The following is a 25452-nucleotide window of genomic DNA, read 5'->3' as shown; positions in this document are numbered from 1 at the left end:
ATGTTGAAGAAGATGCTTGCGGGTTTAGCTCTCAGCTGCGCGTGCTCGATCGCTCTCGCGCAGTCGTCGATCCCGTTCTACATCCCGAGCGCGAAGATTGCCGCGCTCAACCTGACCGCGTCCTCCGTGCAGGTCAACGGGACAACGGTGCTCTCGTTCGGCAGTGGCAGTGTGTCGGTCGGTATCGGCGCGTCGCCTCCGCGAGCGACTTTGGACGTCGGCGGCCCGATCAAGACGCTCGGCTACACGGTTTCAACGTTGCCCGCGGGCGTGGCTGGCATGCGCGCGTACGTGACCGACGCCACGAGCTGCACGTTCATGGGTTCGCTGACGGGCGGCGGTTCGACGGTTTGTCCGACGTTCTATAACGGCAGCGCCTGGCTCGCCGAATAAAACCACTTCGCGACCAACGCGGGGCGCCTTCGGGCGCCCCTTTTTCATTTCCGGGGGATGAATGACAGACCACGTATCGGCGCCGGCGCGCGTCGAGGAGCGCCTGCGCGCGGGAGATCGGCGCTTCTCGAAACTCGAGCAGCGTATCGACGAGAGCGACGCTGCAGTGAAGGCGCATCTTCAACGTCAGGACGAAAAGCTCGACGCAGTCGTTGCATCGGTTTCGAAGATCCAGACGAACACGCAGTCGATGGTCGATACATGGGAGGGCGGCGCGCGCGCGGTTCGCGCGTTGTGCCGCCTCGCTGATGCGTGGCGCTTCCTTGTCCGGCACGTCGCTGGCCCGACAATCGCGTTCGGCACGGTCGGCGTGATCGTCTTTCGCTACATGCGACACGAACCCATCCCCGACTGGGCGAGCGCGGTCGTGAAGCTGCTTCTGGGATGACCATGACACCACAAACCCTTTCCGCCGCGCTCCGGATCCCGCTAGCGCGCGCGATGCCATGGGCGGATCCGTTGTCGGCCGTGATGGCGCTGTATGCGATCGATTCTCCGGCGCGGCAGGCCGCGTTTCTGGCGCAGTGCGGCCACGAGACAGGCGGATTCCAGTGGTTCCGTGAGATCTGGGGGCCAACGGCCGCGCAGCGCGCGTACGAGCCGCCGTCGGCGAAGGCTGTCGAGCTGGGTAATACGCAGGCCGGAGACGGATTCCGGTACCGAGGCGGAGGCCTGCTGCAGATCACTGGCCGCTACAACTTCCGCGTGATGGGTCAGAAGATCAGCATCGACCTCGAGGGCAATCCGGACTTGATCGTGCAGCCGTCCACGGCGGCGCACGCCTCGGCGCAATTCTGGGCCGACCATGCGCTCAGCGCGTTCGCCGACGCCGGCGACTTCCTGTCGATCAGCCGCGCGATCAATCTCGGCAATCCGCGCTCGGCGGCCACGCCGAACGGCATGCCCGACCGCCTGACGCTCTGGGATTCCTGCAAGAAGGCGCTCGGCGTGACCTGACGCGCCAGTTTTCGAATTTTCGTAATCCCGCCCGGCCGCGCGCCGGGCGTTTTCATTTCCGGACCAGACATGACCCGATGCAGCCATGACGTCGCGCTCGAGCAGCGCTGCGAGAAGTGCACGGCCGAGGGCCTCGCAGGCCTGCCGAAGATCGCCGGCGAGCATGCCGTGCGCGTGACCGACGTCGAGATCGAGTACTACCCGGATCACCCGCCGCGCACCGAGTCGGCGACGTTCCGGCATACGAAGAGGGAAGGGCATGCGGCCGGCCTGCGCTGTGCGATCAGCGGCCAGCCGGCGCCCGAGTATCACCATCTGTTCTGCGAGTGGGCCGATTCCGATGCGATCGACTGGGCAACCGTGCGAGGCGTCGCGCTGGGCGAGGTGAAGGCGCTGCCCGTGCTCGACCCGGTCACCGATCAGCCGACGAAGGAGCTGTATCTCGTCGAGGAATCGTTCCTCTGGCTCGTCTGCAAGCTCGTCGAGCTGCGCGGCTTCGACTGGCATGCATTCGATCCGTCCAAGCCGGAGACCTTCGTTGATGCGATGACGAACATGCTGCCGCTGTCGGCGAAGTTCCACCGCTCGCCGACGCACGGCATCCATCACCGGTCGTTCCCGACCTTTGTGTTCCAGGCGTTCCCGCGCAAGGCCGGGTTCGTCTTCACCCCGGACGAACTCGTCCAAACCGAAAAGGAGTAGGCCATGGCAGTGAAATCTAGCCTCGTGACTGGCGGTATCACCATCGGCGTCACGGATCTCGTCCCGACGGTCGATTGGGTGCTTGGTGGCTGCAAGGGCCCCGTGCCGGCCAGCCTGTCGTCGTTGATTGCCGGCCTCGTCGCAGCAGCTTTCCATGCCGCTGTCGAGGCATACACAAATCGCGGCGCAACGCCGGCCCAGCAGTAATCATCCCGCCGCGCGCCGCGGCACCACTCCAGAAGGAACCCCATGAAGAAGCTCATGCTGCTCGCGGCAGGCATTGTCGCGTCTCTCGCAATCGTCGCCTGCAACTCCCTGCCGACCGTCCAACAGCAGTTCCAAACCGGCTGCACGATCGTCAACGGCGATCTCGCCATCCTCGCGACATCGCCGCTGCTGAGCGCCGACCAGCAAGCCACGATCTCGAAGACGATCCTGCCGGCCAATCAGGCTATCTGCAAAGCCGGCGCGCAGCTGAACGTCGCCGATCTGAAAGCGTTCCATGATTCGCTGCTGCCGGCGGCGATCACGATCGTACAGGCCGTGCCCGCGCTGCCGCAGCAGCAGGCCATCCTGCTCGGGCTCCAGACGTTCGGGCCGATGGTTCAGGCGCTCATCGACCAGATCCTGACGACGGCGCCGCTCGCGGCCGCTGCGTCGACGCCGCTCGCGGGCGCGCCGCTGCAATGACGCCGCGCGATTACGCGCTGCTCGCGCAAGAGGCCTATGCCGCAGCGCCAGACATCGGCAAGGCGGACAGCGCTTCGCGCGCGATCGTACGCCAGACGGCCGCCGGTCTGGTTGTCGCCTTCCCGGGCACCGACAACCTCGACAGCGTGGTGGCTGACCTGGACGTCCATCCTATCGATGTGATCGGCGTCGGCCAGGTGCATCATGGTTTCTGGGCCGCGTGGGAAGCGATCGCTGCACCGGTGCTCGCCGCAATCGCCGGCCGGCCGGTGACGCTCGTCGGACACTCACTCGGCGCCGCGATCGCGATCATGGCCGCGTCGGCGATGGTGGCCGCCGGCCGGGCGCCCACAGCCGTCTACGGTTTCGAGCCGCCGCGGGTGAGCACGAACGGGAGTGTCGCGGCACTGCTCGAGAAGGTGCCGCTCTGCCTGTACAAAAACGGGAACGACATCGTGCCGGACCTACCGCCAGGCTGGAAGCATGCCGGTTCGATCCAGGCGATCGGCCGGCCGGCGCTCCCGTTCGCGAACGTGACGGATCATGCGATCGCGCGGGTGATCGCGGCGCTGGCGGTCACGACGCCAGCCTAGGATCCAGACACCAAAATGGGTGTGGACTTTTCTGCCTTAGCGTGTCTACCTACTGTACGCTTTTACAGCATTGACGAATCATCAAACCCGCATGGCGTCGCGGGTTCGCGTCCAGTCAACTGAGTTTACATACAGCATAATCGGCCTTCAAACCCGGTTAGGGGCGTCAGACGCTCCTGGGTAGGTTCGACTCCTGCTGCCTTCCGCCACCTCGTTTTTCTCCCGACTCGGCATGCTTCGGACTGCGCGCGCCCGCATCGCGCAACGGCCGCGACCGCGCAAACTTGATCGGGAAAAGCACTAGAAGTGCGGGAATTATTTCCCGGCTATAGTGAAATGACTGAAGGTAGACGCGCGCGTTTTTGCCGATACCGTTCAGGTCATGACTGTAGACGGGTGCTGTATGAAAAATAAAATCGAAAAGACCGCCGGACCGATCTGGGGTGTGGCTGCAGGATTGTTTCTCGCGGCGGCAGGGTTGAGTCTCGGCATCTTCCCGCAATCCTTGCACGGCTCGGGAAGCGCGAACGACTTCATGGCGTCCGGCGTCGCGATGCTAGGCGTTTTCCTCGTCGTCTATTCCACGCACGAACTGCGAAGAAAGCGCTCGCATTGAGCGCACGCGTGCCGCTGATCCACGAAAATTGGCTCGAGTTCGCCGGCTGCGCGTGCATGCGTTCGCCGCGCCGATGCCTACGCTTTACGGATTTCGTGGTTGTAGACGAGTTCGACGATCCGTTTCGTCGGGATGCTGGCGCGCAGCGCATCGACACCGTCGATCGGAAACCACTTGCATTTCTCGATCTCGTTGTTCGCTTGCGGCGTCTGGTCCGGGCCGACTTCCGCGAAGAACACGTGATGGATTTTTGCGAGCCCGGTGAACTGCATCGAGTACACGAGATGCTGGCCGGTCACACCGGTTTCTTCGCATAACTCGCGATGCGCGGCTTCGAGCGGCGTCTCCCCACGCTTGATCGTGCCGCCCGGTAGCGCCCAGCGCGACGACGCACGCGCGACGAGCAGGACTTGCTCGTCGCGGTAGCAGACGACGGTCGCGCGTTCCTTGATCGGGACGGCGCTCGTTTCGGCGGAGGGGTTGGGCGCTCGCGTTTGGGGCATGGAGCCATTCTAACCAGCGCGGATCGATCGGCCAAGGCAGCCTGACCCGATTTGACGTTCGCGGACGACGGTCGAACGACGCGGCCCGTCATGCGTGCCGCGCCGTCATGCGGTTCGTGCCGCGTTTGCCTTTACTTCTTTTCCGGCAGGAACCAGTTCATCACGAGCGCGCAGATGCCGCCCGTCGCCACGCCCGATTCCAGCACGTTCTTCAGTGCATGCGGCAGGCTGTTCAGAATGTCCGGCACCTGCGACACGCCGAGGCCGAGCGCGAGCGACACCGCGATGATCAGCAGCGCGCGGCGGTCGAGGTGGACGCCCGCGAGGATGTTGATGCCCGACGCGGCCACCGCACCGAACATCACCATCGCCGCACCGCCGAGCACCGGCTCCGGCACCGCCTGCAGCACGCCGGCGACGACCGGGAACAGGCCGAGCACCACCAGCATGCCCGCGATCCAGATGCCGACGTAGCGGCTCGCGACGCCGGTGATCTGGATCACGCCGTTGTTCTGCGCGAATACCGAGCTCGGAAACGTATTGAACACGCCGGCCAGCAGCGAGTTCGCGCCGTTGACGAGCACGCCGCCCTTGATGCGCTGCATCCACACCGGCCCTTCGACCGGCTCGTTCGAGATCTTGCTGGTGGCCGTCACGTCGCCGATCGCTTCGAGCGACGTGACGAGATAGATGATCAGCATCGGCACGAACAGCGCCCACGAGAAGCCGATGCCGAAGTGCAGCGGCGTCGGGACCTGGAACAGCGCGGCCTGGTGCATGCCGGTGAAATCGAGGCGGCCGAGGAACGCGGCCGCGAGGTAGCCGATCGCAAGCGCGATGACGAGCGCGGTGCTGCGCACCCAGACGACCGGCACGCGGTTCAGCAGGATGATCGTGCCGAGCACGAGGCCCGACAGCGTGAGGTTCTCCGCGCTCGCGAACGTGCCCTTGGCCATCGCGCCGTAGCCGCCGCCCATGCTGATGAGGCCGACCTTGATCAGCGTGAGGCCGATCAGCAGCACGACGATGCCGGTGACGAGCGGCGTGATCAGGCGTTTCACGAACGGCAGGATGCGCGACACGCCCATCTCGACGAACGACCCCGCGATCACGACGCCGAAGATCGCGGCCATCACGGTCTCGACCGGCGTGCCTTGCTTGACCATCAGGCTGCCGCCGGCGATCAGCGGGCCGACGAAGTTGAAGCTGGTGCCCTGGACGATCAGCAGGCCGGCGCCCAGCGGGCCGAAGCGCTTGCACTGGACGAAGGTGGCGATGCCGGAAATGACGAGCGACATCGACACGATCAGGGTCGTATCGCGGCTGGACACGCCGAGCGCCTGGCAGATCAGCAGGCCCGGCGTGACGATCGGCACGATGATCGCCAGCAGGTGCTGCAGCGCGGCGACGAAGGCGACCATCGGCGCCGGCCGGTCGTTCGGGCCGTAGACGAGGTCGCGGGCCGATTCTGCGGCGTCGGCGCCATGGGAGGCGGATTGGGCGGAGGAGGCGGGTTGCATGGCGAGCGGGCCGGACAAGGTGGAAAGTGCGGCATTTTAGCCGAAGGGCCCGCCGGCGCCGCCCGGCCGTGCCGCAATAGTCGACGGCGGCCGGCTGGCGTGAGCCGCGCGACGTCAGCCCGCTGCGCGCGTTGCTTTGCCGCGCGTCGTCGTGCGTGGCGGGCGCGAATCCGGATACGCGCGCTGGCAGACGGCGATGACCGCATCGCGCAGGCGGCGATGCACGGGGTCGCCGTGCATGCGCGGATGCCACAGCGCGGACACCAGGATCGCCGGCAAGCGGACCGGGATCTCGAAACTGCGCAGCCCGAGCGCGTCGGTGAGCCCCGGCGAGCACGCGTTACCGAGGCTCGAGCGCGGCACCAGCGCGACCAGGTCGGTACTGGCCGCGACACGCATCGCGTCCGGATAGCCGGGCACGACGACGTGCACGGCGGGGCCCGGGCCGGCCTGGCCGGTCGAGTCGTCGGCCGGTCCGTCGAAATCGCCGAACTGGGCCGCGATGACGTGACGGCAGGCTGCATAGCGCGCGGGCGTGATCCGGGCCGACGCGAACAGCGGATGCCCGACGCGCGCCACCGCGACGTGCCAGTCGTGAAAGAGCATCCGCGTGTGCAGCTCGGGCGCGTCGTCGCCGCGCTTGCCGATTTGCAGGTCGACGGTGCCGTCGCGCAGCGCTTGCGGATCGCTGTCGAGCTTCGGGACGAAGCGGATACGCACGTGCGGCGCGACGTCGGCCAGCGCGGCCACGACCGGGCCGGCCAGCATTTCCATGAACGACGCGGCCGCCCGGATCGTGAACGTGGCCGTGAGCGTCGCGAGGTCGACGTCGGCCGTCGCCGGCCGCAGCACGGCGCGCGCGTCGCTCGCGACGGCATGCACGCGGTCGCGCAACGCGGTTGCGTGCGGGGTCGGCACGAGCCTGCGCCCGGCGCGCACGAGCAGTTGATCGCCGGTGGCGGCGCGCAACCGCGTGAGCGTGCGGCTCATCGCGGACGTGCTCAGGCCCAGCCGGCGCGCGGCGCCGGTCACGCTGCTCTCTGACAGCAGCGCGTCGAGCGCGGTGACGAGGTTCAGGTCGATGTTTTCCATGTGGACAGGATACGCCACTGCGAGGCGTGACATGGCGTTCGATGCAACGATGGATTGCATTCGGTGCGTCTGGCGCCTGTCGTGGCGCCCGCCTATAGTGGGTGCATGACGAACACGGTAAACGCAAAAACCATGCAATCGACTGAATCGAATCGACGCAACGCGCCCGCGATCCTCCTCGTCGCGGCGTCGCGCGGCCTCGGGCTCGCGATGGCGGAGGCCTTCCTGAACAAGGGCTGGAACGTGACGGGGACCGTGCGCGCAGAATCGGGGCGCACGCAGCTGCACGAGCTGGCCGAGCGGTTCGACGGCCGGCTCGAGATCGGCACGCTCGACATCTGCGCGCCCGCGCAACTGGCCGCGCTGCGCGAGCGTCTGGCGGGCCGGCGCTTCGACATGCTGTTCGTGAACGCGGGCACGACCAACGATCCTAACGAAACGATCGGTGAAGTGACGACCGACGAATTCGTACGCGTGATGATCACGAATGCGCTGGCGCCGATGCGCGCGATCGAGACGCTGCAGGATCTGGTGACCGACGACGGGCTGATCGGCGCGATGTCGTCGGGGCAGGGCAGCGTCGCGAACAACGTCAGCGGCATGCGCGAGGTCTATCGCGGCAGCAAGGCCGCGCTGAACCAGTTCATGCGCAGCTTCGCGGCGCGTCAGGCCGATACGCGCCGCGCGATGGCGCTGATGGCGCCCGGCTGGGTCCGCACCGAACTCGGCGGGCCCGACGCACGCCTGACCATCGACGAAAGCGTGCCGAGCCTCGTCGACGTGCTGCTCGCGAAGCGGGCGCGGCCCGGGCTCGAATACCTCGACTATCTGGGGCGCACGGTGCCGTGGTGAACAGGTGGCTGACCGCGCGCGGCCAGCCGGGAGATGACGTTGCGTACGCAACGATTGCGGGGAGCGCCGACGTGCGCGTCGCTGCATCGCACAACCGACCGCGCTTGACACCAGCGCGTTGCCCGCCGTAAATTGCGCAGGCAGATCTAGATAAGAGACTATCTGTAAGATGGTCTCTCCATGCGTCGATCGCATCTGCAATGTCGAGCCTCTTACAGAACAAATATACGGAGGCCGATTGTGCAAACGATCGCGGTCAAGCTTCATGGCATTGAAGACGTCATCTCCTTTCTCGACACGCGCCCCGGTATCGCGGGCAGGGCGGGACTCGTCTGGTGGCTGTCGCTCGGCGGGCTGTTTCTCGACGCATTTTCCAACTCGGCATTGAGCGCCGGCCTCGGGCCGATGACGCACGAATTGCATCTGTCGGCCGCGCAGGTCGCATGGATGACGTCGTTCGCGTCGTGGGTCGCGATCGCGTTCAACCCGATCGGCGGCTGGATGGCCGACCGCTGGGGCCGCGTGCGGCCGCTGATCGCCGCGAAGCTGCTGTCGGTGATCGGCGCGCTGCTGGTGGTGTTCGCGCCCGATTTCAATACGATTCTCGCGGGCCGCTTCTTCGTCGGGATGGCGTACGGCATCGACTTCGCGATCGCGATGGCGATGCTCGCGGAATTCACGCCGGGCCGCCTGAAGAGCCGACTCAATACCTGGCAGGGCATGTGGTACACGGCCGTGTGCCTGAACCTGCTGCTCGCGCTGCTGTTTCATGCTTGGCAGGTCGGCGATTCGATCTGGCGCTGCTCGGTGGCGGCGACCGCCGTGTTCGGCGTCGCGATCCTCGCGCTGCAATGCGCATTCCTCGTCGAAAGCCCGATCTGGCTCGCCCGCAAGGAGCGGCTCGACGAGGCGGCGCGCGCGATGACGCGCATCTACGGGCAGCCATTCGTCGCCGCGCCCGCGCATGAACGTACTCCCATCGTCAATCCGGCCACGCGCGGCCTCGCGAACGTGCTGCTGATCTTTCGCGGCGTCTACCTGCCGCGCACGATCCTGGCCGCGACCGTGCAGATCGGCCAGTCGATCGAATACTTCGCGATCGGCTGGTACCTGCCGCTGATCAGCGCGGCGCTGTTCGGCAAGGACTTCGTCTACGCGACGCTCGGCGCGCTCGTGTTCAACCTGTTCGGGATCGTCGGCGGCTTCTCGTCGTCGGCGGTCGGCCGCCGTGTCGGGCTGCGTCGCGCGTCGGCGTTCGGCTTCGCGGCGGTCTGCGTGATGCTGGTTGCGCTCGGGTTGTTTCATGCGCGCATGCCGCTGTGGCTGTCGGTGGTCGTGCCGTCGCTGTTCATCCTGTTCCACTAGGTCGGCCCCGGCGCGAACGGCAAGAGCCTGTCGTCGCTGTCGTTTCGCGGCGAATTGCGCGCGGGTGCGAACGGCATCGTCGGGGCGCTCGGCTCGATCGGCGCGGCGCTCGGCCTGCTGGTCTTTCCGCTGTTTCGTGCGCGCTACGGCCTCGAACACACGTTCCTGATCCTCGCGATCGTGCCGTGCGTAGCCAGCGCGATCTGCTTCGCGATCCGCTGGGATCCGACCCGCACCACCGTCAATCCCGACAACGAACCCGACGCGCCGCACTTCGGCGACGACGGCCGCGCCACGTCGGCCTTCCTGAAACCCGCCATCGAGAAAACGCAGCGATGACCGAATCCCGAAACGCCATTCTCGCGATCGACGAAGGCACGTCCGGCACGCGCGCCGCGCTCGTCGACGCGAGCGGCCACGTGTCGTGCCTGGAATACCTGCCGCTGTCGGTCGAGAGCCCGCAGCCCGGCGTCGTCGAACAGGACGCGAACGCAATCCTCGACAAGACGCTCGCCGTCTGCCGTGCGACGCTCGCGCAGGCGCATCAACAGCACGTGCGCATCGTCGCGCTGGCGCTCGCGACGCAGCGTGCGACCGCCGTGCTGTGGGACACGCGGACCGGGCGCGCGCTCGTGCCCGCGATGGTCTGGCAGGACACGCGCCATGCGGCCGAGCTCGACCGTCTCGCGGCCGACTGGGACCGCGTGCTGGTGCCGCAGGTCGGCCGGCCGGCGGGGGTGCGCTCGCCGTATCTGTGGGCCGTGCACCAGTTGCGTACGTCGCGCGCGGTGGCCGATGCGCATCGCGCCGGCCGTCTCGCGTTCGGCACGATCGACACGTGGCTGCTGTGGCATCTGTCCGAGGCACGCGCGTGCATGACGACGCCGACCAACGCGACGTCCGCCAGCGCGTACCTGCTCGGCGAGCATCGCTATTTCGACCCGTGGCTCGACGCACTCGGCTTTCCGCGCGAACTGCTGCCGGCGCTGCGCGAGGACGCCGACGCGTTCGGCCACACGCGCGCGGACGTGCTCGGCATCGACGTGCCGATCCTCGCGTGCGCGGGCGACCAGTTCGCGGGCGCGGTCGGCCTCGGCTGCGTCGAGCGCGGCCAGGCGATGTGCGTGCACGGCACCGGCAGCTTCGTCGACCTGCTGACGGGGACGGCGCGCCCCGACGCCGGATCGCATGCGCAACCCGGCCACGCGCACGACGGCACGCTGGCGATGACCGCGCGGCGGCACGGCGGCGTGTCGCATTACTCGCTCGAAACCTTCGTCGCGACGACCGGCTCGGCGTTGCGCTGGGTCTGCGAAAAGTTGCGCTGGTTCGACGACCCCGCGCAGATCAGCGCGCTGGCTGGCACCGTGCGGTCGGCGCGCGGCGTGACCTTCGTGCCGGCGCTCACCGGCCTGCGCGTGCCGAGGATGGAGCCGAACGCGCGTGCGCTGCTGTCAGGCATCTCGATCGCGACGACGCAGGCCGAGGTCGCGCACGCGGTGCTCGAAGGCATCGCGCATTCGGTCGCGTCGTGCATGGAGGCGAACGAGGCGGTCGCGCGGGCCGGCGTGTCGGAGCTGATCGTCGGCGGCGGCCTCGCGGGCAGCGACACGCTGCTGCAGATCCAGGCCGACGTGAGCGGCGTGCCGGTGCGCCGGATGCGCGACGGCGATCGCGCGAGCCTGCGCGGCGCGGCGTTTCTCGCGGGCGCGTCGGGGTTGCTGTGGGAATCGCTCGAGGCGGCCCGTGCGACGCTCGTCACCGACGCCGTCTTCGAACCGTCGATCGATGCGGACAGCCGGCAGCGGCGGCGCGCGGCCTGGCATGCGCGGATCGCGTCCGAGCTCGCGCACGCGGCCGATTTTGCTCATGCGTAAGCACGGAGAACGACCAGCATGATGTTTTTGCCATCCAGAAAACCCCGCACGGACCGGGCCGGCATGACGGCCACGGAGCCGCTACGCGTGAACCGCGACGAGCATCTGGCGCGACTCGAGACGGATACGTTCGACGTACTGATCGTCGGCGGCGGCGTGACGGGCGCTTACGCGGCGTTCGACGCGAGCCTGCGCGGGCTGCGCGTCGCGCTCGTCGAGAAGAGCGATTTCGCGTCGGGCACGTCGTCGAAATCGTCGAAGATGGTGCACGGCGGACTGCGCTACATCGAGCAGGGCAATCTCGGGCTCGTGCGCCATTCGCTGCTCGAGCGGCAGCGGTTGCGGCGCAACGCGCGCCATCTCGTGCAGCGGCTGCCGTTCCTGTTCCCGGTGATGGAGCGCGAAGGCGTGTTCGACCGGCGTCTCGCGAAAGCCTTCGAAAGCCTGCTGTGGACCTACGACATCGCCGGCGGCTGGCGCGAGGGCATCCTGCACCAGAAGCTGACCAAGGCCGAGGTGTTGTCGCATTGCCCGACCTTCAACGAAACCTACCTGACGGGCGGCTTCCTGTACTTCGACGCGCGCGTCGACGATGCGCGCCTGACGCTGAACCTCGTGCGCACGGCCGCGTTCCATGGCGCGGCGGTGGCGAATCATGCGCGCGTGGTGGAACTGACGCGCGACGGCCACGGCAAGGTCGACGGCGCGATCGTGCACGCCGACGGCCGCGAGCGGCGCGTGCGGGCACGCGTGGTGGTGATGGCGACCGGCGTGTGGCTGCGTGACTGGACCGGTGCACGCAAGGGCGACGCATCTGGATTGCAAGTGCGGCCCGCGAAGGGCGTGCACGTCGCGATTCCGTGGCTGAAGATCCGCAACGACTGCACGGTGACGATCCCCGTGCCGGGCCGCAACCGCCGCGCGACGATCACGCGCTGGGGCAACGTGTCGTATCTCGGCACGACCGACGAGGACTACGACGGCGATCTCGACGACGTGCACTGCACGCGGCAGGAACTCGATTTCCTGCTGGAAGGCGCGCGCTCCGCGTTGAAAGTCGACCTGAGCGCGGACGACGTGGTCGGCAGCATCGCCGGATGCCGGCCGCTCGTCGGGCCGCCCGGCGGCAAGACGATCGAGATGAAACGCAATCACGAGATCCATGTCGCGCCCGACGGCCTCGTGACGATCGTCGGCGGCAAGCTGACGACGTCGCGGCACATGGCCGAGCAGACCATCGATACGGTCGGCAAGCTGCTCGGCCGCCGCACGCGCTGCCGCACGAAATCGGCGTACCTGCTCGGGGCGGCCGGCTACGACCCGCAGGCGATCGTCGCATCGGGCGGGCTCGCCGCGCATCTCGGCGAACGCTACGGCACCGAGGCGCGCTTCGTCGGCGACCTCGCCGATGCGACGCCGTCGCTGCTCGCGCCGATCGTCGAAGGGCTGCCGTACAGCGAAGCGGAAGTGCTCTATGCGGTACGCCACGAATTCGCGCGCAGCGTCGACGACGTGCTGTCGCGCCGCACCCGCGCGCGGCTGATGGCGCGCGACGCGTCGGCACGCGCCGCGCCGCGCGTCGGCGCCATCCTTCAGGCGGAGCTCGGCTTGTCCGACGCGGCCGTCGCCAGCCAGGTGCGCGACTACGTCGCCGCCGTCGCACTCGAAAAAGCCATCCTCATCGGAGAAAACGGATGATCAGCAAGGAAGCCATCAAGCGCGGCTACAACCGCGGCAACTACGTCGTCGGCGCGCATACGCCGCCGCCCTACGCACTGAACCTGCCCGCGACAGGCGGCGCGCCTGTCGAGGCCGGCATGCAGCGGGCGCCGGTCACGGTATCGCCGCAGCAGGTCGACGCGCTGCGCGCGGTGGCCGACGAGGTGCTCGTGCAGCCGGCCGACGTCGTCGCGTGGACGCGCGACTGGTGGGCCGCGTCGATGGTCGTGGAGACGGGCGGCCGGCCCGCGACGCCGCACGCGGTCGTCGTGCGCGTGTCGACGGTCGAGCAGGTGCAGGCCGTGATGCGCATCGCACACGCGGCGACGCTGCCGGTCACGGCGTCGGCCGGCCGCAGCAACGTGACGGGTGCGGCGCTGCCGGTGCGCGGCGGCATCGTGCTCGACGTGTGCGGGTTGAACCGGCTGGTCGGCGTCGACGCCGAGAGCCAGATCGTCGACGTCGAAGCCGGCATGTTCGGCGACGTATTCGAGGCCACGCTGCAGCGCGAGCACGGGCTGACGATGGGGCACTGGCCGTCGTCGTTCGGGATCAGCACCGTGGGCGGCTGGATCGCGTGCCGCGGCGCGGGGCAGCTGTCGACGCGCTACGGCAAGATCGAGGACATGGTGTTCGGCATGGACGTGGTGCTCGCGGACGGCAGCCTCGTCACGCTGGGCGGGTATTCGCGCGCGGCGGTCGGCCCGGACCTGCAGCAGTTGTTCATCGGCAGCGAAGGCACGCTCGGCATCATCGTGCGTGCGCGCCTGAAGCTGCATCGGCTGCCGGACTACGGCCGTGCGCTCGCGTACGGCTTCGACACGTTCGCGGCCGGCCTCGACGCGTGCCGCGAGATCCTGCAGCGCGGCGCGAATCCGGCGGCGCTTCGGCTCTACGACGCGCTCGAAAGCGGCGTGCAGTTCGGCCTGCCCGACACGAACGTGCTGCTGATCGCCGACGAGGGCGCGCCGGAGATGGTCGATGTGGTGATGGCGATCGGCGCGCGCGTCGGCGACGCGAGCGGGCACAAACTCGATGGCGACGCGATCTTCGAGAAGTGGCTCGACACCCGCTACCTGACCGGCAAGAGCGCGGAAGGCTTCAAGCGCAGCCCGGGCTTCGTCGCCGACACGCTGGAAATGTGCGGCCGCTGGCGCGACCTCGCGGCGATCTATCGCGACGTGGTGGCCGCGTTGCAGGCGGTGCCGGGCACGCTGGCCGGGTCCGCGCACCAGTCGCATGCGTACGCGGACGGCGCGTGCCTGTATTTCTCGCTGCGCGGCGACGTCGCGGTGGCCGAGCGGGCCGCGTGGTATCGCGCGGCGTGGGACGCGGCGAACGCGGTGCTGATCCAATACAATGCGGCGTTGAGCCATCACCACGGTGTCGGGCTGTTGCGTGCACCGTACATGCGCGATTCGCTGGGCACCGCGTTTCCGGTGCTGCGGGCGGTGAAGCGCGCGCTCGACCCGAAGCATATCCTCAACCCCGGCAAGCTCGGTCTCGGCGACGAGACCGGCCCGCACGTCGACCGGTAAACGTCATGGACAAGTCGCTGGGCGCGCGTCTCGCCCGTCATCCCGTCATCGCCACGCTGTACGGCGTCGAGCAGGCCGACAGCTTCGTCGATAGCGCGGCCGAGGTCGGCATCGTCGCGAACGTCGACCTGCGGCGCTTGCAGGCGGTGGTCGCGGCGCTCGCCCGGGCCGGCAAGTTCGTGATCGTCAACATCGACAGTTGCGACGGGCTGTCCCAGGACAAGGGCGGCGTCGAGTATCTGGCCGATATCGGTGTCGCGAGCGTCGTGTCGACGCGCGTCGCGACGATCCAGCGCGCGAACCGCGCGGGGCTGATCACGATGCAGAAGGTGTTCGTGACCGACCGTTCGACGTGGCCGCGCAGCGTGAAGGCGATCGAGCAGAGCGATCCGAACCTGGTGCAGCTGATGCCGGCGCCGATGCTCGCGCACCTGAGCGAAGCCGACCGGCAGGCGCTGCCGCCGATCGTCGCGTCCGGATTCGTCGGCAATGCGGACGACGTGCGCAGCGCGCGGCGGCACGGCGCGGTCGCGGTATCGACGAGCGACAGCGCGTGGTGGAATTTCGACCCGTCGGCGTGACGGGCTTGTGTCGAACCTGGAGCCCAGCATGAACGAACCCTATCTGCAGGTGATCGCGCATTACTTCGCAAAACCCGGCAACGGCGACCGCGTGGTCGAACTGCTCGCGGAACTCGCGCCGGCCACGCGCGCCGAGCCCAAGAACCTCGACTACGCGTATTTCCGGTCGCCGGAGCATCCCGACCACATCGTGATCCTCGAGCGCTACCGCGATGCGGACGGCCTCGACGCGCATCGGGAAACGCCGCATTTTCAGCGGATCGGAATCGGGACGATCATGCCGTTGCTCGATCGCCGCGACGTGTCGCGCTACATGGTGCAGCCGGACACCGGCACGGCGACGCCACCGGGAGGCACCCGATGAATCCGTTTCAATTCCGTACCGTGCCGACGCAGATCGTCGAATTCGGCGCTGCGCGCCGGCTCGGCGCGCTGTTGCGCGAACGCTTTCCGGCGCTCGCGCGGCTGTGCGTCGTCACCGATGCGTTCCTGCATCGCAGCGGCGTGCTCGCGCCCGCGCTGGAGAGCCTCGCCGCGCACGGCTGGCAGGTCACCGTGATCGACGACGTGATCGCCGATCCGCCCGAGCACGTGGTGCTGGACGCGACCGAGCGGGCCGTCGCGGCCGATGCCGAGATCGTGCTCGGCCTGGGCGGCGGCTCGTCGATGGACGTCGCGAAGCTGATCGCGGTGCTCGCGCCGGGGCAGCAGGCGCTGGCCGACATGTACGGCGTCGACAAGGTCGCGAGCGCGCGGCTGCCGCTCGTGCAGATGCCGACCACGGCCGGCACCGGCTCCGAGGTCACGGCGGTGTCGATCGTCACGGTCGGCGAGGCGCGCAAGATGGGCGTCGTGTCGCCGCATCTGTTCGCGGACGTCGCGATCCTCGACGCGGAACTCACGCTCGGCCTGCCGCGCGCGGCGACGGCCGCCACCGGCATCGACGCGATGGTGCATGCGATCGAGGCGTACACGTCCGCACGGCTGAAGAATCCGGTCTCCGACATGCTGGCCACGCACGCGCTGACGCTGCTGTCGCGCAACCTGCTTGCCGCGTGCGACGACGGCCGGAACCGGCACGCGCGCGAAGCGATGCTGGTCGGCGCGATGTTCGCGGGGCAGGCGTTCGCGAATGCGCCGGTCGCGGCCGTGCACGCGCTGGCCTATCCGGTCGGCGGAATCTTCCACGTACCGCACGGGCTGTCGAACGCGCTGGTGCTGCCGCACGTGCTGCGCTTCAATGCGCCGGCCGCCGCGCCGCTGTATGCGGAACTGGCAGCCATCGTCGCGCCGTCGGCCACCGGCAGCGACGAGGCGAAAACGCATGCGCTGATCGCCGAGATCGACCGGCTGATCGTCGCGACGGGCATTCCGCGCACGCTGCGCGAAGTCGGCATCGGCGAGGCCGATCTGCCGAGGATGGCGTCGGACGCGATGTTGCAGACGCGCCTGCTCGTGAACAATCCGCGCGAGGTGGCCGAGGCAGACGCGCTGGAGATTTACCGGCAGGCGTGGTGAGACGGCGGGCGGTGCAGCACATCGCCCGGCACGATTCACGACGCGCGCACGGCCTGCCGCGCGGGCCGTGCCGCGACCCACGCGCATGCCAGCGCGACGGCCACCAGCACGCAGCCGGCCCACGGTGTAACGAGCAGTGCATTGCGCCCGACCAGTACGCCGCCGAACGCCGACCCGAGCGCGACGCCCGCATGCATCGCCGACACGTTGATGCCGACGCTCGCGTCGGCCAGCGACGGCGCGGTGTGGATCAGATAGTTCTGCACGATCGGCGAGATCGACCAGCTGATGCCGCCCCACAGCATCATCGCGGGCACGAATGCGAGCGGCGACGCACCGGCCGCCGGCAGCACGGCCATCGCGACGAGAAACACGGCCGGACATGCGCACAGCGTGCGCGAAGCGCCGAGCCGATCCGAGAAGAGCCCGCCGAGCCACGCGCCGGTCACGCCGGCCATCCCGAACGCGACGTACAGCCCTTCGAGCGCGGCCGCGCCGGGCGACAGCACGGCCTGCAGATATGGCGTGAGATACGCGAACAGCGTGAAATGCCCGCCGATCATCGCGATCGATACGCATTGCGCGGCGAGCAGCCGCGGCCGCGCCAGCACGGCGCGATACGACGGCACGCCGGAGGCGCGAGCCGCGGCAGGCGCCATGCGCGGCAGCCGGCGGGCGAGCCAGATTCCGAGCGGCAGCGCCGGCATCGCGATCGACACGAACACCGCGCGCCAGCCGGCCCATTCGGTGATGCGCATCCCGATCGGCACGCCGAGCACGAGCGACGCGCTGATCCCCATGAACACGATGCCGATCGCGCGGCCGCGTTGCGACGCCGGCGCGAGTTCGGCCGCGAAGCGCGTCGCGACGAGGATCAGCGTCGCGCAGCTCGCGGCCATCAGCACGCGCGCGGCAAACAGGCTCGCATAGCCGGGGCTCGCGGCGGCGCCCAGGTTCGCGGCCGCGAACGCGCCGAGCGCCGCGAGCAGCGCGGTGCGCCGTTCGACCCGTGCGACGAACGACGCGGCCACGAGCGCGGCGAGCGCGAACACGGCGGAGAATATCGTGGTGAGCTGTCCGGCAGCGGCGATCGACACGTGAAGGCCGGCGGAGATCGCCGGCAGGATGCCGACGCAGATGTTTTCGGCAACGCCGGCCAGGAACACGGCGGCGGCCAGCAGATACACGCGAACGTCCAACGCAAACCCCTCCTGTACGCGCGATGCGACGGCGCCGGGCAGGGGCGGGGCCGCATCGGATCGAATCGACGGATGGGTTTCGAGGCGAGGCTTCGGTTATCCCGGAAAGGAGGACGGTACCGCACGGTCGGACCATGCGCAAGTGCCGGTGCGCGGCCGTCGCGGCACCGGGCGGTCGTCTCCGGAACAGACGGCGGGCGGCGTGCAGCCGCCCACCGGACCTACATGCGCGACGCGTCCGCGCCGGCCGCGACCACGTACGCCGATGCCTGCTTGGTGCCGTCCGGCTTCGTCTGCAGGTACACGCCCTGGATTTCCGGCTCGAAGCCCGGCAGTGCGTTGATTCCGGCTTCGAGCGCGCGGAAGTAGTCGAGCGCCGGGCCGCCCCACACTTCGCCCGGCACCACGCAGAAGATGCCCGGCGGGTAGGGCAGCGCGCCTTCGGTCGCGATCCGGCCTTCGATGCGGTCGAGCGTCACGAGTTCGACGTTGTTGCGGATCAACTCGGCATTCGCGGCCTGCGGCAGCATCGCCTGCTTCGGGAACTGCGCGCGCCGGAACATCTGTTTCTGCAGATGCTTCATGTCGTGGCTGCGGTAGAAGTCGTGCATGCGCTGGCACAGCTGCCGCAGGCGCATCGTGCCGTACAACTCCGGATACGCTTCGCACAGCGACGGAATCGCTTCGCGCAGCGGCGTGTCCTGGTCGAGATGGCGCTCGAACTGCGCGAGGTGCGCGACCAGATGCTGCAGCTTGCCGAAACTCTCCGATGGCGTGAGCAGGAACAGGATCGTGTACAGGTCGGCCTTCTCGGGCACGACGCCGTGCTCGCGCAGATAGCGCGCGAGAATCGGCGCCGGCGCGCCGAACGCCGCGTATTCGTGCGTGTCGCGATCGATGCCGGGCGTCGTCAGCAGCAGCTTGCACGGATCGACGAAATACTGGTCGTCCGCATAGCCATCGAAGCCGTGCCACGTGTCGGCCGGATGGAAGCGGAAGAAGCGCAGGTCGTCGACGATCTGCTCGGTCGGATGGTCGGCCCACGGGCGGCCGTCGACCTGCTGCGGGACGAACGGGCGGATCTGGCGGCAGGTTTTCAGCAGCAGCTTGCGCGCGTCGACGCCGTGCGCGACGCAGTCGCGCCACAGGCGCTTGCCGGCCGGGCCCGCGTGCATCTGCGCGTTGACGTCGAGCGCCGCGAACATCGGGTAGAACGGGCTCGTCGACGCGTGGATCATGTACGCGTTGTTGAAGCGCCGGTGATCGCAGAAGCGCTTCTGGCCCTCGATGTGGCTGTCCTTCTTGTGGATCTGCGACGTCTGCGAGAAGCCGGCCTGCTGCTTGTGCACCGATTGCGTGACGAAGATGCCGGGATCGTCGGGGCCGAGCGTCAGCATCAGCGGCGAGCAGTCCTGCATCATCGGGATGAACTGTTCGTAGCCGACCCACGCCGAATCGAACAGGATGTAGTCGCACAGATGGCCGATCCGGTCGACGATTTCGCGCGCGTTGTAGATCGTGCCGTCGTAGGTGCCGAGCTGGATCACCGCGAGCCGGAACGGGCGCGGCAGGTCGGCGCGCTCGGGCGCGACGTCGCGGATCGCGTCGCGAATGCGCGCCTCGCCGAGCGCCGCGCTGTCGACGCCGCCGATGAGGCCCCACGCGTTGCGCGCGGTCTCGAGGTAGACCGGCCGCGCGCCGGACAGCACGAGCGCGCCGAGGTGCACCGACTTGTGGTTGTTGCGATCGAACAGCACGAGATCGTCGGGCGCGAGCAGCGCGCTCGTGACGACCTTGTTCGACGTCGACGTGCCGTTCAGCACGAAGTATGTCTTGTCCGCGTTGTAGATGCGCGCGGCGTTGCGCTGCGCTTCCAGCGCGGGCCCTTCGTGGATCAGCAGGTCGCCGAGCCGCACGTCCGCGTTGCAGAGGTCCGCGCGAAACAGCGTTTCGCCGAAGAAATCGAAGAACATCCGGCCGAGCGGATGATTCGAGAAGAACTGGCCGCCCTGGTGGCCCGGGCAGTCGAATTCGACGTAGCCGCGCTGCACGTATTCGCGCATGACCTTGAAGAACGGCGGCAGCAGGTTCTCGCTGTAGATGTCGGCGGCGGCGGAAATCTGCCGGCCGTAGTAATGGCGGCCGCCGTGCCGAAGCTGGATCACGCCGCTCGCGCTCGGCAGGACCGACGGCGGCACTTCCTGGTCGGGCTCGACCGCGACGAAGAACGGAATCGCGAAACCGGTTCTTTCGACGGTTTTCAGTACCTTTTCCGCGGAATCGATTCCGACGACGATTGCCGCGATATTCGTGAAATCGGTCTGGAATACGTCGACCTGTTCGTGCGTGGTGAGGAAGGCGCCGATCAGCGCCGGCTCGACTGCGATTTTCAACAGGCTCACGCGAACTCTCCGGTAAATGACCTGAAACGGGAGCCGTATTCGCGCCAGGACGCAATCGCGAACCGATACGCGCTACAGCCGATTGAAAACGGTCCCGCGAATGCCGATTGCCGATTGCGCACTGCATCAGGACCCTTGTGCGGCGCGGCACAGCCGCGATCGGGCCGTGCCCGGCGCAGCCGATCGTAGCAACAAAAACATACGAACTCAATCGGACCGGATCGAAATGCCATTGCGGCATGAGCATGATCAAATAATCGGAAATTGGCGTGCTGCGGCGCACATAAAAATGATCCAATGATGAAATCCGATTTGAAACGCGTCGATGGCTTCACCGAATCGTCAGCTTTTCATCGAAAGGCATCCATGGCATAGTCGGCTCCGAATTGGACGGCGAATCAAGCCGGAATGGCGAGCGTCTCATGCCGCTGCCCGTGGCCTGCTGTCCGCGTGCTCGTGAGACGAACAATACCAATCGAAGCAACGCAACAGCGAGGGCAACATCATGAATACTTCTGTCGGCGGCATCCGCCGTCTCGGCATGCGTGCGCTACTGGTCGACGACGAGATCGCGCAGGAAACCGCGACCGGGCGTGCGGTCCGCACGCTGAGCGCGGAGCTCGCGCAACGCGGTATCGACGTGCTGACGGCGACGTCCGCCGACGATGCCATCGTGCTGCTCCGCTCCGATCCGTCGATCCAGTGCGTGCTGCTCGACTGGGATCTCGGCGTGGACGGCCACGGGCCGTCCGAGGCCGTGGTCGACGCGATCCGGCATCGCAACGGCAGCGTGCCGATCTTCCTGCTGGCCGACCGCAGCGTCGCGTCGTCGGTACCGGCCGCGGTGATGGGCAAGGTCGACGATTTCGTGTGGCTGCTCGAGGATACGGCCGACTTCATCGGCGGGCGCATTCACGCGGCGATCGAACGCTATCGCTCGACCGTCCTGCCGCCGATGTTCGGCGCGCTCGCGAAGTTCTCGCGCGTGTACGAATACTCGTGGCATACGCCCGGCCACACGGGCGGCACCGGCTTCCTGAAATCGCCGGTCGGCCGCGCGTTCTTCGAATATTTCGGCGAATCGCTGTTCCGCTCGGACTTGTCGATCTCGGTGGGCGAGCTCGGCTCGCTGCTCGACCACTCGGGCCCGATCGGCGAAAGCGAACGCTACGCGGCGCGCGTGTTCGGCGCGCATCGCACGTATCACGTGACGAACGGCTCGTCGACGTCGAACCGCATCATCCTGATGGCGAGCGTGAGCCGCGACCAGATCGCGCTGTGCGACCGCAATTGCCACAAGTCGGCCGAGCACGCGATGACGATGTCGGGCGCGATCCCGACGTACCTCGTGCCGACGCGCAACCGCTACGGGATCATCGGACCGATCGCCTCGGAGCGCCTCACGCAGACGGCGATCCGCGAGGCGATCGCATCGAACCCGCTCGCGGCCGGGCTGGCCGATCGCCAGCCGAAGCACGCGATCGTCACGAACTCGACGTACGACGGCCTCTGCTACAACGTGACGCGCGTCGAGGAGCTGCTCGGCGCGAGCGTCGACCGGCTGCACTTCGACGAGGCGTGGTACGGCTACGCGCGTTTCAACCCGATCTATCGCGACCGCCATGCGATGCACGGCGACCCGCGCGACCATCATGCGGACCGGCCCACGGTGTTCGCGACGCAGTCGACGCACAAGCTGCTGACCGCGCTGTCGCAGGCGTCCTACATCCACGTGCGCGACGGCCGCAGCCCGATTCCGCATGGCCAGTTCAACGAAACGTTCATGATGCATGCGTCGACGTCGCCGAACTACGCGATCATCGCGTCGAACGACGTCGCGGCCGCGATGATGGACGGCCCCGGCGGCGCCGCGCTGACGCGCGAGTCGATCGAAGAGGCCGTCGCGTTCCGGCAGATGATCGCGCGGATGAACGGCGAATTCGGCGCGAAGGGCGACTGGTTCTTCGAATGCTGGCAGCCCGACACCGTGCTCGAGGCGCGCACGGGCCGCACGCTGCCGTTCCACGATGCGCCGCCCGAACTGCTCGCGAGCGACCCGGCGTGCTGGGTGCTGCGCCCGGGCGCGCAATGGCATGGCTTCGGCAACATCGAGGACGGCTATTGCATGCTCGACCCGATCAAGGTGTCGATCGTCACGCCGGGCGTCGCGCCGGCCGGCGGCCTGATGCCGGTCGGCATCCCGGCGAGCGTCGTCACCGCGTATCTCGATGCGCGCGGCATCGTGGTCGAGAAGACGACCGATTTCACGATCCTGTTCCTGTTCTCGATCGGCATCACGAAGGGCAAGTGGGGTTCGCTCGTCAGCGCGCTGTGCGATTTCAAGCGCGACTACGACGCGAACCTGCCGCTCGACCTGGCGATTCCGTCGCTCGCGAAGGAGTATGGCTCGCGCTATGCGGGCATGGGGCTGAAGGACCTGGCCGACACGATGTTCGCGGCGATGGAGCAGCTCGGCACGACGCGGCTGATGTCGGAGGCGTTCTCGATCCTGCCGAAGCCGGAGATGAGCCCGGTGCGCGCGTACGAGCATCTCGTGCAGGGTCGCATCGAGCAGGTGACGCTCGACGAGCTGGCCGGGCGTACCGTGGCCACCGGCGTCGTGCCGTATCCGCCGGGCATTCCGCTCCTGATGCCGGGCGAGAACGCGGGGCCGGCTGGCGGTCCGGTGCTCGGCTACCTGAAGGCGCTCGAAGCGTACGACCGGCGGTTCCCGGGGTTCGCGCACGACACGCATGGCGTGGAGGTCGAGGACGGTACGTACCGCGTGTACTGCCTGACGGCCTGACGCCCGACCGGGCGAACGAGCGACCGGCCGCGCGGCGGCCTCACATCGAAGGATCGACACCATGGAAAATGCAGCACGCGTGTCCGGCGCGGCCCCGGCGGCCGCGCAGAAACACCGGATGAACGTCTGGCAGCTCACCATTCTCACGGCGGTCAACATGATGGGCTCCGGCATCATCCTGCTGCCGTCGAAGCTCGCGCAGGTCGGCACGATCTCGCTGCTGTCGTGGATCGTCACGGCCGGCGGTTCGCTCGCGCTGGCCTATGCGTTCGCGCGCTGCGGGATGCTGAGCCGCAAGCCGGGCGGGATGGGCGGCTACGCGGAGTACGCGTTCGGCAAGGCCGGCAACTACATGGCGAACTATACGTACGGGCTGTCGCTCGTGATCGCCAACGTCGCGATCGGCGTCACGGCGGTCGGCTACGGCACCGTGCTGTTCGACGCGACGCTGTCGCCGCTGCAGACGGGCCTGTGGACGATCTTCCTGCTCGTGCTGACGACGGTCGCGAATTTCGGCGGCTCGCGCATCACCGGCCGGATCGGCGCGGTGACCGTGTGGGGCGTGATCATTCCGGTGGTCGTCGTGTCGCTGATCGGCTGGTTCTGGTTCAGCGGCGCGACCTGGGGCGCCGCGTGGAATCCGCACGACATGCCGTTCGGGGCGGCCGTCGGCAGCTCGATCGCGGTGACGCTGTGGGCGTTCCTCGGGCTCGAATCGGCGTGCGCGAACTCGGACGCCGTGGAGAATCCGGAGCGCAACGTGCCGATCGCCGTGCTCGGCGGCACGATCGCGTCGGCGATCTTCTACATCGTGTCGACCAACGTGATCGCGGGGATCGTGCCCAACGCGATCCTCGCGAAGTCGAACGCGCCGTTCGGCATCGCATTCGCGACGATGTTCACGCCGACCGTCGGCACGATCGTCACCGCGCTGATGGTGATCGCGTGCATCGGCTCGCTGCTCGGCTGGCAGTTTACGGTCGCGCAGGTGTTCAAGAGCTCGGCGGACGTCGGCTACTTCCTGCCGGTGTTCGCACGTGCCACGCGCACGGGCACGCCGATCGTGGGCATGGTGATCCTGCTGGTCGCACAGGTCGCGCTCGCGCTGATGACGATCAGCCCGGAGCTGAGCAGCCAGTTCCAGAAGATCGTCGATCTCGCGGTCGTCACGAACCTCGTGCCTTACGTGATGTCGATGGCCGCGTTGATCACGATCCAGAAGGTCGCGAAGGTACCGCCGGGCAAGGCGCTCGTGACGAACGTGGTCGCGATGGTCGCGACCGCGTACAGCTTCTATGCGCTGTTCAGCTCGGGCGAGCAGGCGCTGATGCTCGGCGGCCTGTGCGTGTTCCTCGGCTGGACGCTGTTCGGCTTCGTCAGCGCGCGCTTCTACCAGATGGAAGTCGATGCGCACGTGAAGGAGCCGGGGAAGTCGCTGCAGGCGTGATGGCGGCGCAGGGCGGCGACTACCGGCGATGCTTCGTCAGCAGCAGCGGAACTTCCTTCTTCAGCAGGTCGACGACGGCGCGCACGCGTGGCGGCAGCGGGCGCTGCGCCTGCACGAGCGCATTGAGCGCATAGTCGGGGATCGTGTAGCGCGGCAGGATCTCCACGAGCTTTCCCTGCTGGAATGCGGTGATGCAGGCCGGTAACTGGACCACGCCGATACCGCCGCCGGCCACGATCGTATCGAACATCGGGCGCCAGTGGCTCGTCGTCATCACCGTCTGGATCCGGGCGTATTCGACGGTCTTGTCTTCGTCCTGCAGCGGCAGTTGCTCGTTCGCGAAGATGCCTTTCACGCGAATGAACGGATGGCTCGCGAGGTCGCTCTTCGTTTCGATCGGCCCGAACCGGTCGAGATACGACGGTGCGGCCACGAGCACGCGGCCGACTTCGCCGATCGGATGCGCGACGAACCCGCCGTCGCCGAGCTGGCCGAGACGCATCGAAATGTCGACGCCTTCCGTGACCGGATCGACGATGTTGTCGTTCAGCACCAGGTCGATGTGAAGCCGCGGGTAGGCCGTGCGGATCTGCATCAGCGCCTGCGGCATCACGACCTCGCCGAAGCATTGCGCCGCCGCGAGCCGGATCGTGCCGACGAGCGTGTTCTCGGTTTTCGATACCGCGGCAATCGTATCTTCCGCTGCTTCGAGCAACTCCTTGCTGCGCGCATAGAAGATGCGGCCTTCTTCCGTGCAATTGAGCGTGCGCGCGCTGCGCATCAGCAGCCGGGTGCCGAGAAATTTCTCGAGCTTGTCGATGCGCTCGCTGACGGCCGGCTGGCCCATGTCGAGATCCCGCGCCGCGCCGGACATCGTCCCGCGCTCTACGACTCTGACGTAGATCCGCATCGTCGCCAACAAATCCATGAAATTACGCCTCTTATCTGATTAAAATCGGCCTATAATCCACGCCGAAATTCTACGATTCATTCTCGGATTGCGTGTAATGCGCTCTGCATGC

Annotated in this window: 23 protein-coding genes and 1 pseudogene; 18 read left to right on the top strand and 6 right to left on the bottom strand. The window is 67.7% G+C overall.

The genetic code is table 11. From position 1 onward, the window contains the following. The 8 genes from DTA15_RS24845 (at position 1) to DTA15_RS24815 (ending at position 4011) form a co-directional block, all read left to right on the top strand. Positions 1-393 (top strand): hypothetical protein, encoded by a 393-nt coding sequence (locus DTA15_RS24845; RefSeq protein ID WP_006488833.1) that lies wholly within the window; start codon positions 1-3, stop codon positions 391-393. A gap of 61 nt (positions 394-454) precedes the next feature. After that, a complete protein-coding gene (locus DTA15_RS39190; RefSeq protein WP_006488890.1) occupies positions 455-841 on the top strand; it encodes a hypothetical protein in 387 nt (128 codons plus the stop codon). A 2-nt stretch (positions 842-843) separates the two neighbouring features. Beyond that, positions 844-1410, top strand: coding sequence for a glycoside hydrolase family 19 protein (locus DTA15_RS24840; protein ID WP_012493239.1), 567 nt, complete (start codon positions 844-846; stop codon positions 1408-1410). A gap of 69 nt (positions 1411-1479) precedes the next feature. Beyond that, positions 1480-2112, top strand: a complete 633-nt coding sequence (locus tag DTA15_RS24835) for a hypothetical protein (RefSeq protein WP_006488845.1) — start codon at positions 1480-1482, stop codon at positions 2110-2112. Positions 2113-2115: 3 nt separating this feature from the next. Then, positions 2116-2319: a hypothetical protein gene (locus tag DTA15_RS24830; RefSeq protein ID WP_006488868.1), complete on the top strand. Its 204-nt coding sequence runs from the start codon at positions 2116-2118 to the stop codon at positions 2317-2319. Between the two features lie 54 nt (positions 2320-2373). Next, complete coding sequence (locus tag DTA15_RS24825; RefSeq protein WP_227743153.1) at positions 2374-2802, top strand: hypothetical protein; 429 nt, start codon at positions 2374-2376, stop codon at positions 2800-2802. Continuing rightward, positions 2799-3395: a lipase family protein gene (locus tag DTA15_RS24820; protein WP_006488875.1), complete on the top strand. Its 597-nt coding sequence runs from the start codon at positions 2799-2801 to the stop codon at positions 3393-3395. The genes DTA15_RS24825 and DTA15_RS24820 overlap by 4 nt, the downstream gene beginning before the upstream one ends. Before the next feature lie 403 nt (positions 3396-3798). Continuing rightward, complete coding sequence (locus DTA15_RS24815) at positions 3799-4011, top strand: hypothetical protein (RefSeq protein WP_006488812.1); 213 nt, start codon at positions 3799-3801, stop codon at positions 4009-4011. Between the two features lie 77 nt (positions 4012-4088). On the opposite strand, the gene DTA15_RS24810 is transcribed toward DTA15_RS24815, so the two are convergent. The 3 genes from DTA15_RS24810 to DTA15_RS24800 form a co-directional block, all read right to left on the bottom strand. Continuing rightward, entirely contained in the window at positions 4089-4514 is a 426-nt protein-coding gene (locus DTA15_RS24810; protein ID WP_006488849.1) for an NUDIX hydrolase, read from the bottom strand. 131 nt (positions 4515-4645) lie between these two features. Then, entirely contained in the window at positions 4646-6034 is a 1389-nt protein-coding gene (locus DTA15_RS24805) for a nucleobase:cation symporter-2 family protein (RefSeq protein ID WP_034178302.1), read from the bottom strand. Between the two features lie 114 nt (positions 6035-6148). Beyond that, positions 6149-7126, bottom strand: a complete 978-nt coding sequence (locus DTA15_RS24800) for a LysR substrate-binding domain-containing protein (protein WP_006488825.1) — start codon at positions 7124-7126, stop codon at positions 6149-6151. Between the two features lie 132 nt (positions 7127-7258). Here DTA15_RS24800 and DTA15_RS24795 point away from each other — a divergent pair, with 132 nt between their 5' ends. The 8 genes and pseudogenes from DTA15_RS24795 to DTA15_RS24760 all read left to right on the top strand — a co-directional run bounded on the left by DTA15_RS24795 (position 7259) and on the right by DTA15_RS24760 (position 16576). Then, a complete protein-coding gene (locus DTA15_RS24795; RefSeq protein ID WP_006492889.1) occupies positions 7259-7978 on the top strand; it encodes an SDR family oxidoreductase in 720 nt (239 codons plus the stop codon). Positions 7979-8218: 240 nt separating this feature from the next. Further along, a pseudogene (locus DTA15_RS24790) lies at positions 8219-9682 on the top strand (MFS transporter). Then, positions 9679-11220 (top strand): FGGY family carbohydrate kinase, encoded by a 1542-nt coding sequence (locus DTA15_RS24785; RefSeq protein WP_006488894.1) that lies wholly within the window; start codon positions 9679-9681, stop codon positions 11218-11220. The pseudogene DTA15_RS24790 and the gene DTA15_RS24785 overlap by 4 nt, the downstream one beginning before the upstream one ends. A gap of 18 nt (positions 11221-11238) precedes the next feature. Further along, positions 11239-12918 carry a glycerol-3-phosphate dehydrogenase/oxidase gene (locus DTA15_RS24780; RefSeq protein WP_006492899.1) on the top strand — a complete coding sequence of 560 codons (1680 nt, stop codon included), beginning with the start codon at positions 11239-11241 and terminating at the stop codon, positions 12916-12918. Beyond that, positions 12915-14477 (top strand): FAD-binding oxidoreductase, encoded by a 1563-nt coding sequence (locus DTA15_RS24775; RefSeq protein ID WP_006488899.1) that lies wholly within the window; start codon positions 12915-12917, stop codon positions 14475-14477. Before DTA15_RS24780 ends, DTA15_RS24775 begins: the two co-directional genes overlap by 4 nt. Positions 14478-14482: 5 nt before the next feature. Then, positions 14483-15058: a glycerol-3-phosphate responsive antiterminator gene (locus DTA15_RS24770; RefSeq protein ID WP_006488888.1), complete on the top strand. Its 576-nt coding sequence runs from the start codon at positions 14483-14485 to the stop codon at positions 15056-15058. Positions 15059-15086: 28 nt separating this feature from the next. After that, complete coding sequence (locus DTA15_RS24765) at positions 15087-15422, top strand: putative quinol monooxygenase (RefSeq protein WP_006488902.1); 336 nt, start codon at positions 15087-15089, stop codon at positions 15420-15422. Continuing rightward, positions 15419-16576: an iron-containing alcohol dehydrogenase gene (locus DTA15_RS24760; protein WP_006488869.1), complete on the top strand. Its 1158-nt coding sequence runs from the start codon at positions 15419-15421 to the stop codon at positions 16574-16576. The genes DTA15_RS24765 and DTA15_RS24760 overlap by 4 nt, the downstream gene beginning before the upstream one ends. A gap of 35 nt (positions 16577-16611) precedes the next feature. On the opposite strand, the gene DTA15_RS24755 is transcribed toward DTA15_RS24760, so the two are convergent. After that, complete coding sequence (locus tag DTA15_RS24755) at positions 16612-17775, bottom strand: MFS transporter (protein WP_006488832.1); 1164 nt, start codon at positions 17773-17775, stop codon at positions 16612-16614. 221 nt (positions 17776-17996) lie between these two features. Further along, on the bottom strand, positions 17997-20177 hold the full coding sequence (locus DTA15_RS24750; RefSeq protein WP_006488848.1) for an ornithine decarboxylase: 2181 nt from the start codon (positions 20175-20177) through the stop codon (positions 17997-17999). A 505-nt stretch (positions 20178-20682) separates the two neighbouring features. Between DTA15_RS24750 and DTA15_RS24740 the strand changes: the two genes are divergently transcribed. After that, on the top strand, positions 20683-22983 hold the full coding sequence (locus tag DTA15_RS24740; protein ID WP_006488824.1) for an Orn/Lys/Arg family decarboxylase: 2301 nt from the start codon (positions 20683-20685) through the stop codon (positions 22981-22983). Positions 22984-23044: 61 nt separating this feature from the next. Beyond that, entirely contained in the window at positions 23045-24430 is a 1386-nt protein-coding gene (gene potE / locus DTA15_RS24735; protein WP_006488914.1) for a putrescine-ornithine antiporter, read from the top strand. A 19-nt stretch (positions 24431-24449) separates the two neighbouring features. Here the strand turns inward: potE and DTA15_RS24730 are convergent, their stop codons facing one another. Continuing rightward, positions 24450-25358 (bottom strand): LysR family transcriptional regulator, encoded by a 909-nt coding sequence (locus DTA15_RS24730; RefSeq protein ID WP_006488912.1) that lies wholly within the window; start codon positions 25356-25358, stop codon positions 24450-24452. Between the last annotated feature and the right edge of the window lie 94 nt (positions 25359-25452).

Source organism: Burkholderia cenocepacia (assembly GCF_900446215.1).
Classification (GTDB): Bacteria; Pseudomonadota; Gammaproteobacteria; order Burkholderiales; family Burkholderiaceae; genus Burkholderia; species Burkholderia cenocepacia.
The sequence above is the reverse complement of the archived record's forward strand: the minus strand, read 5'-3'. Positions and strand labels throughout refer to the sequence as shown.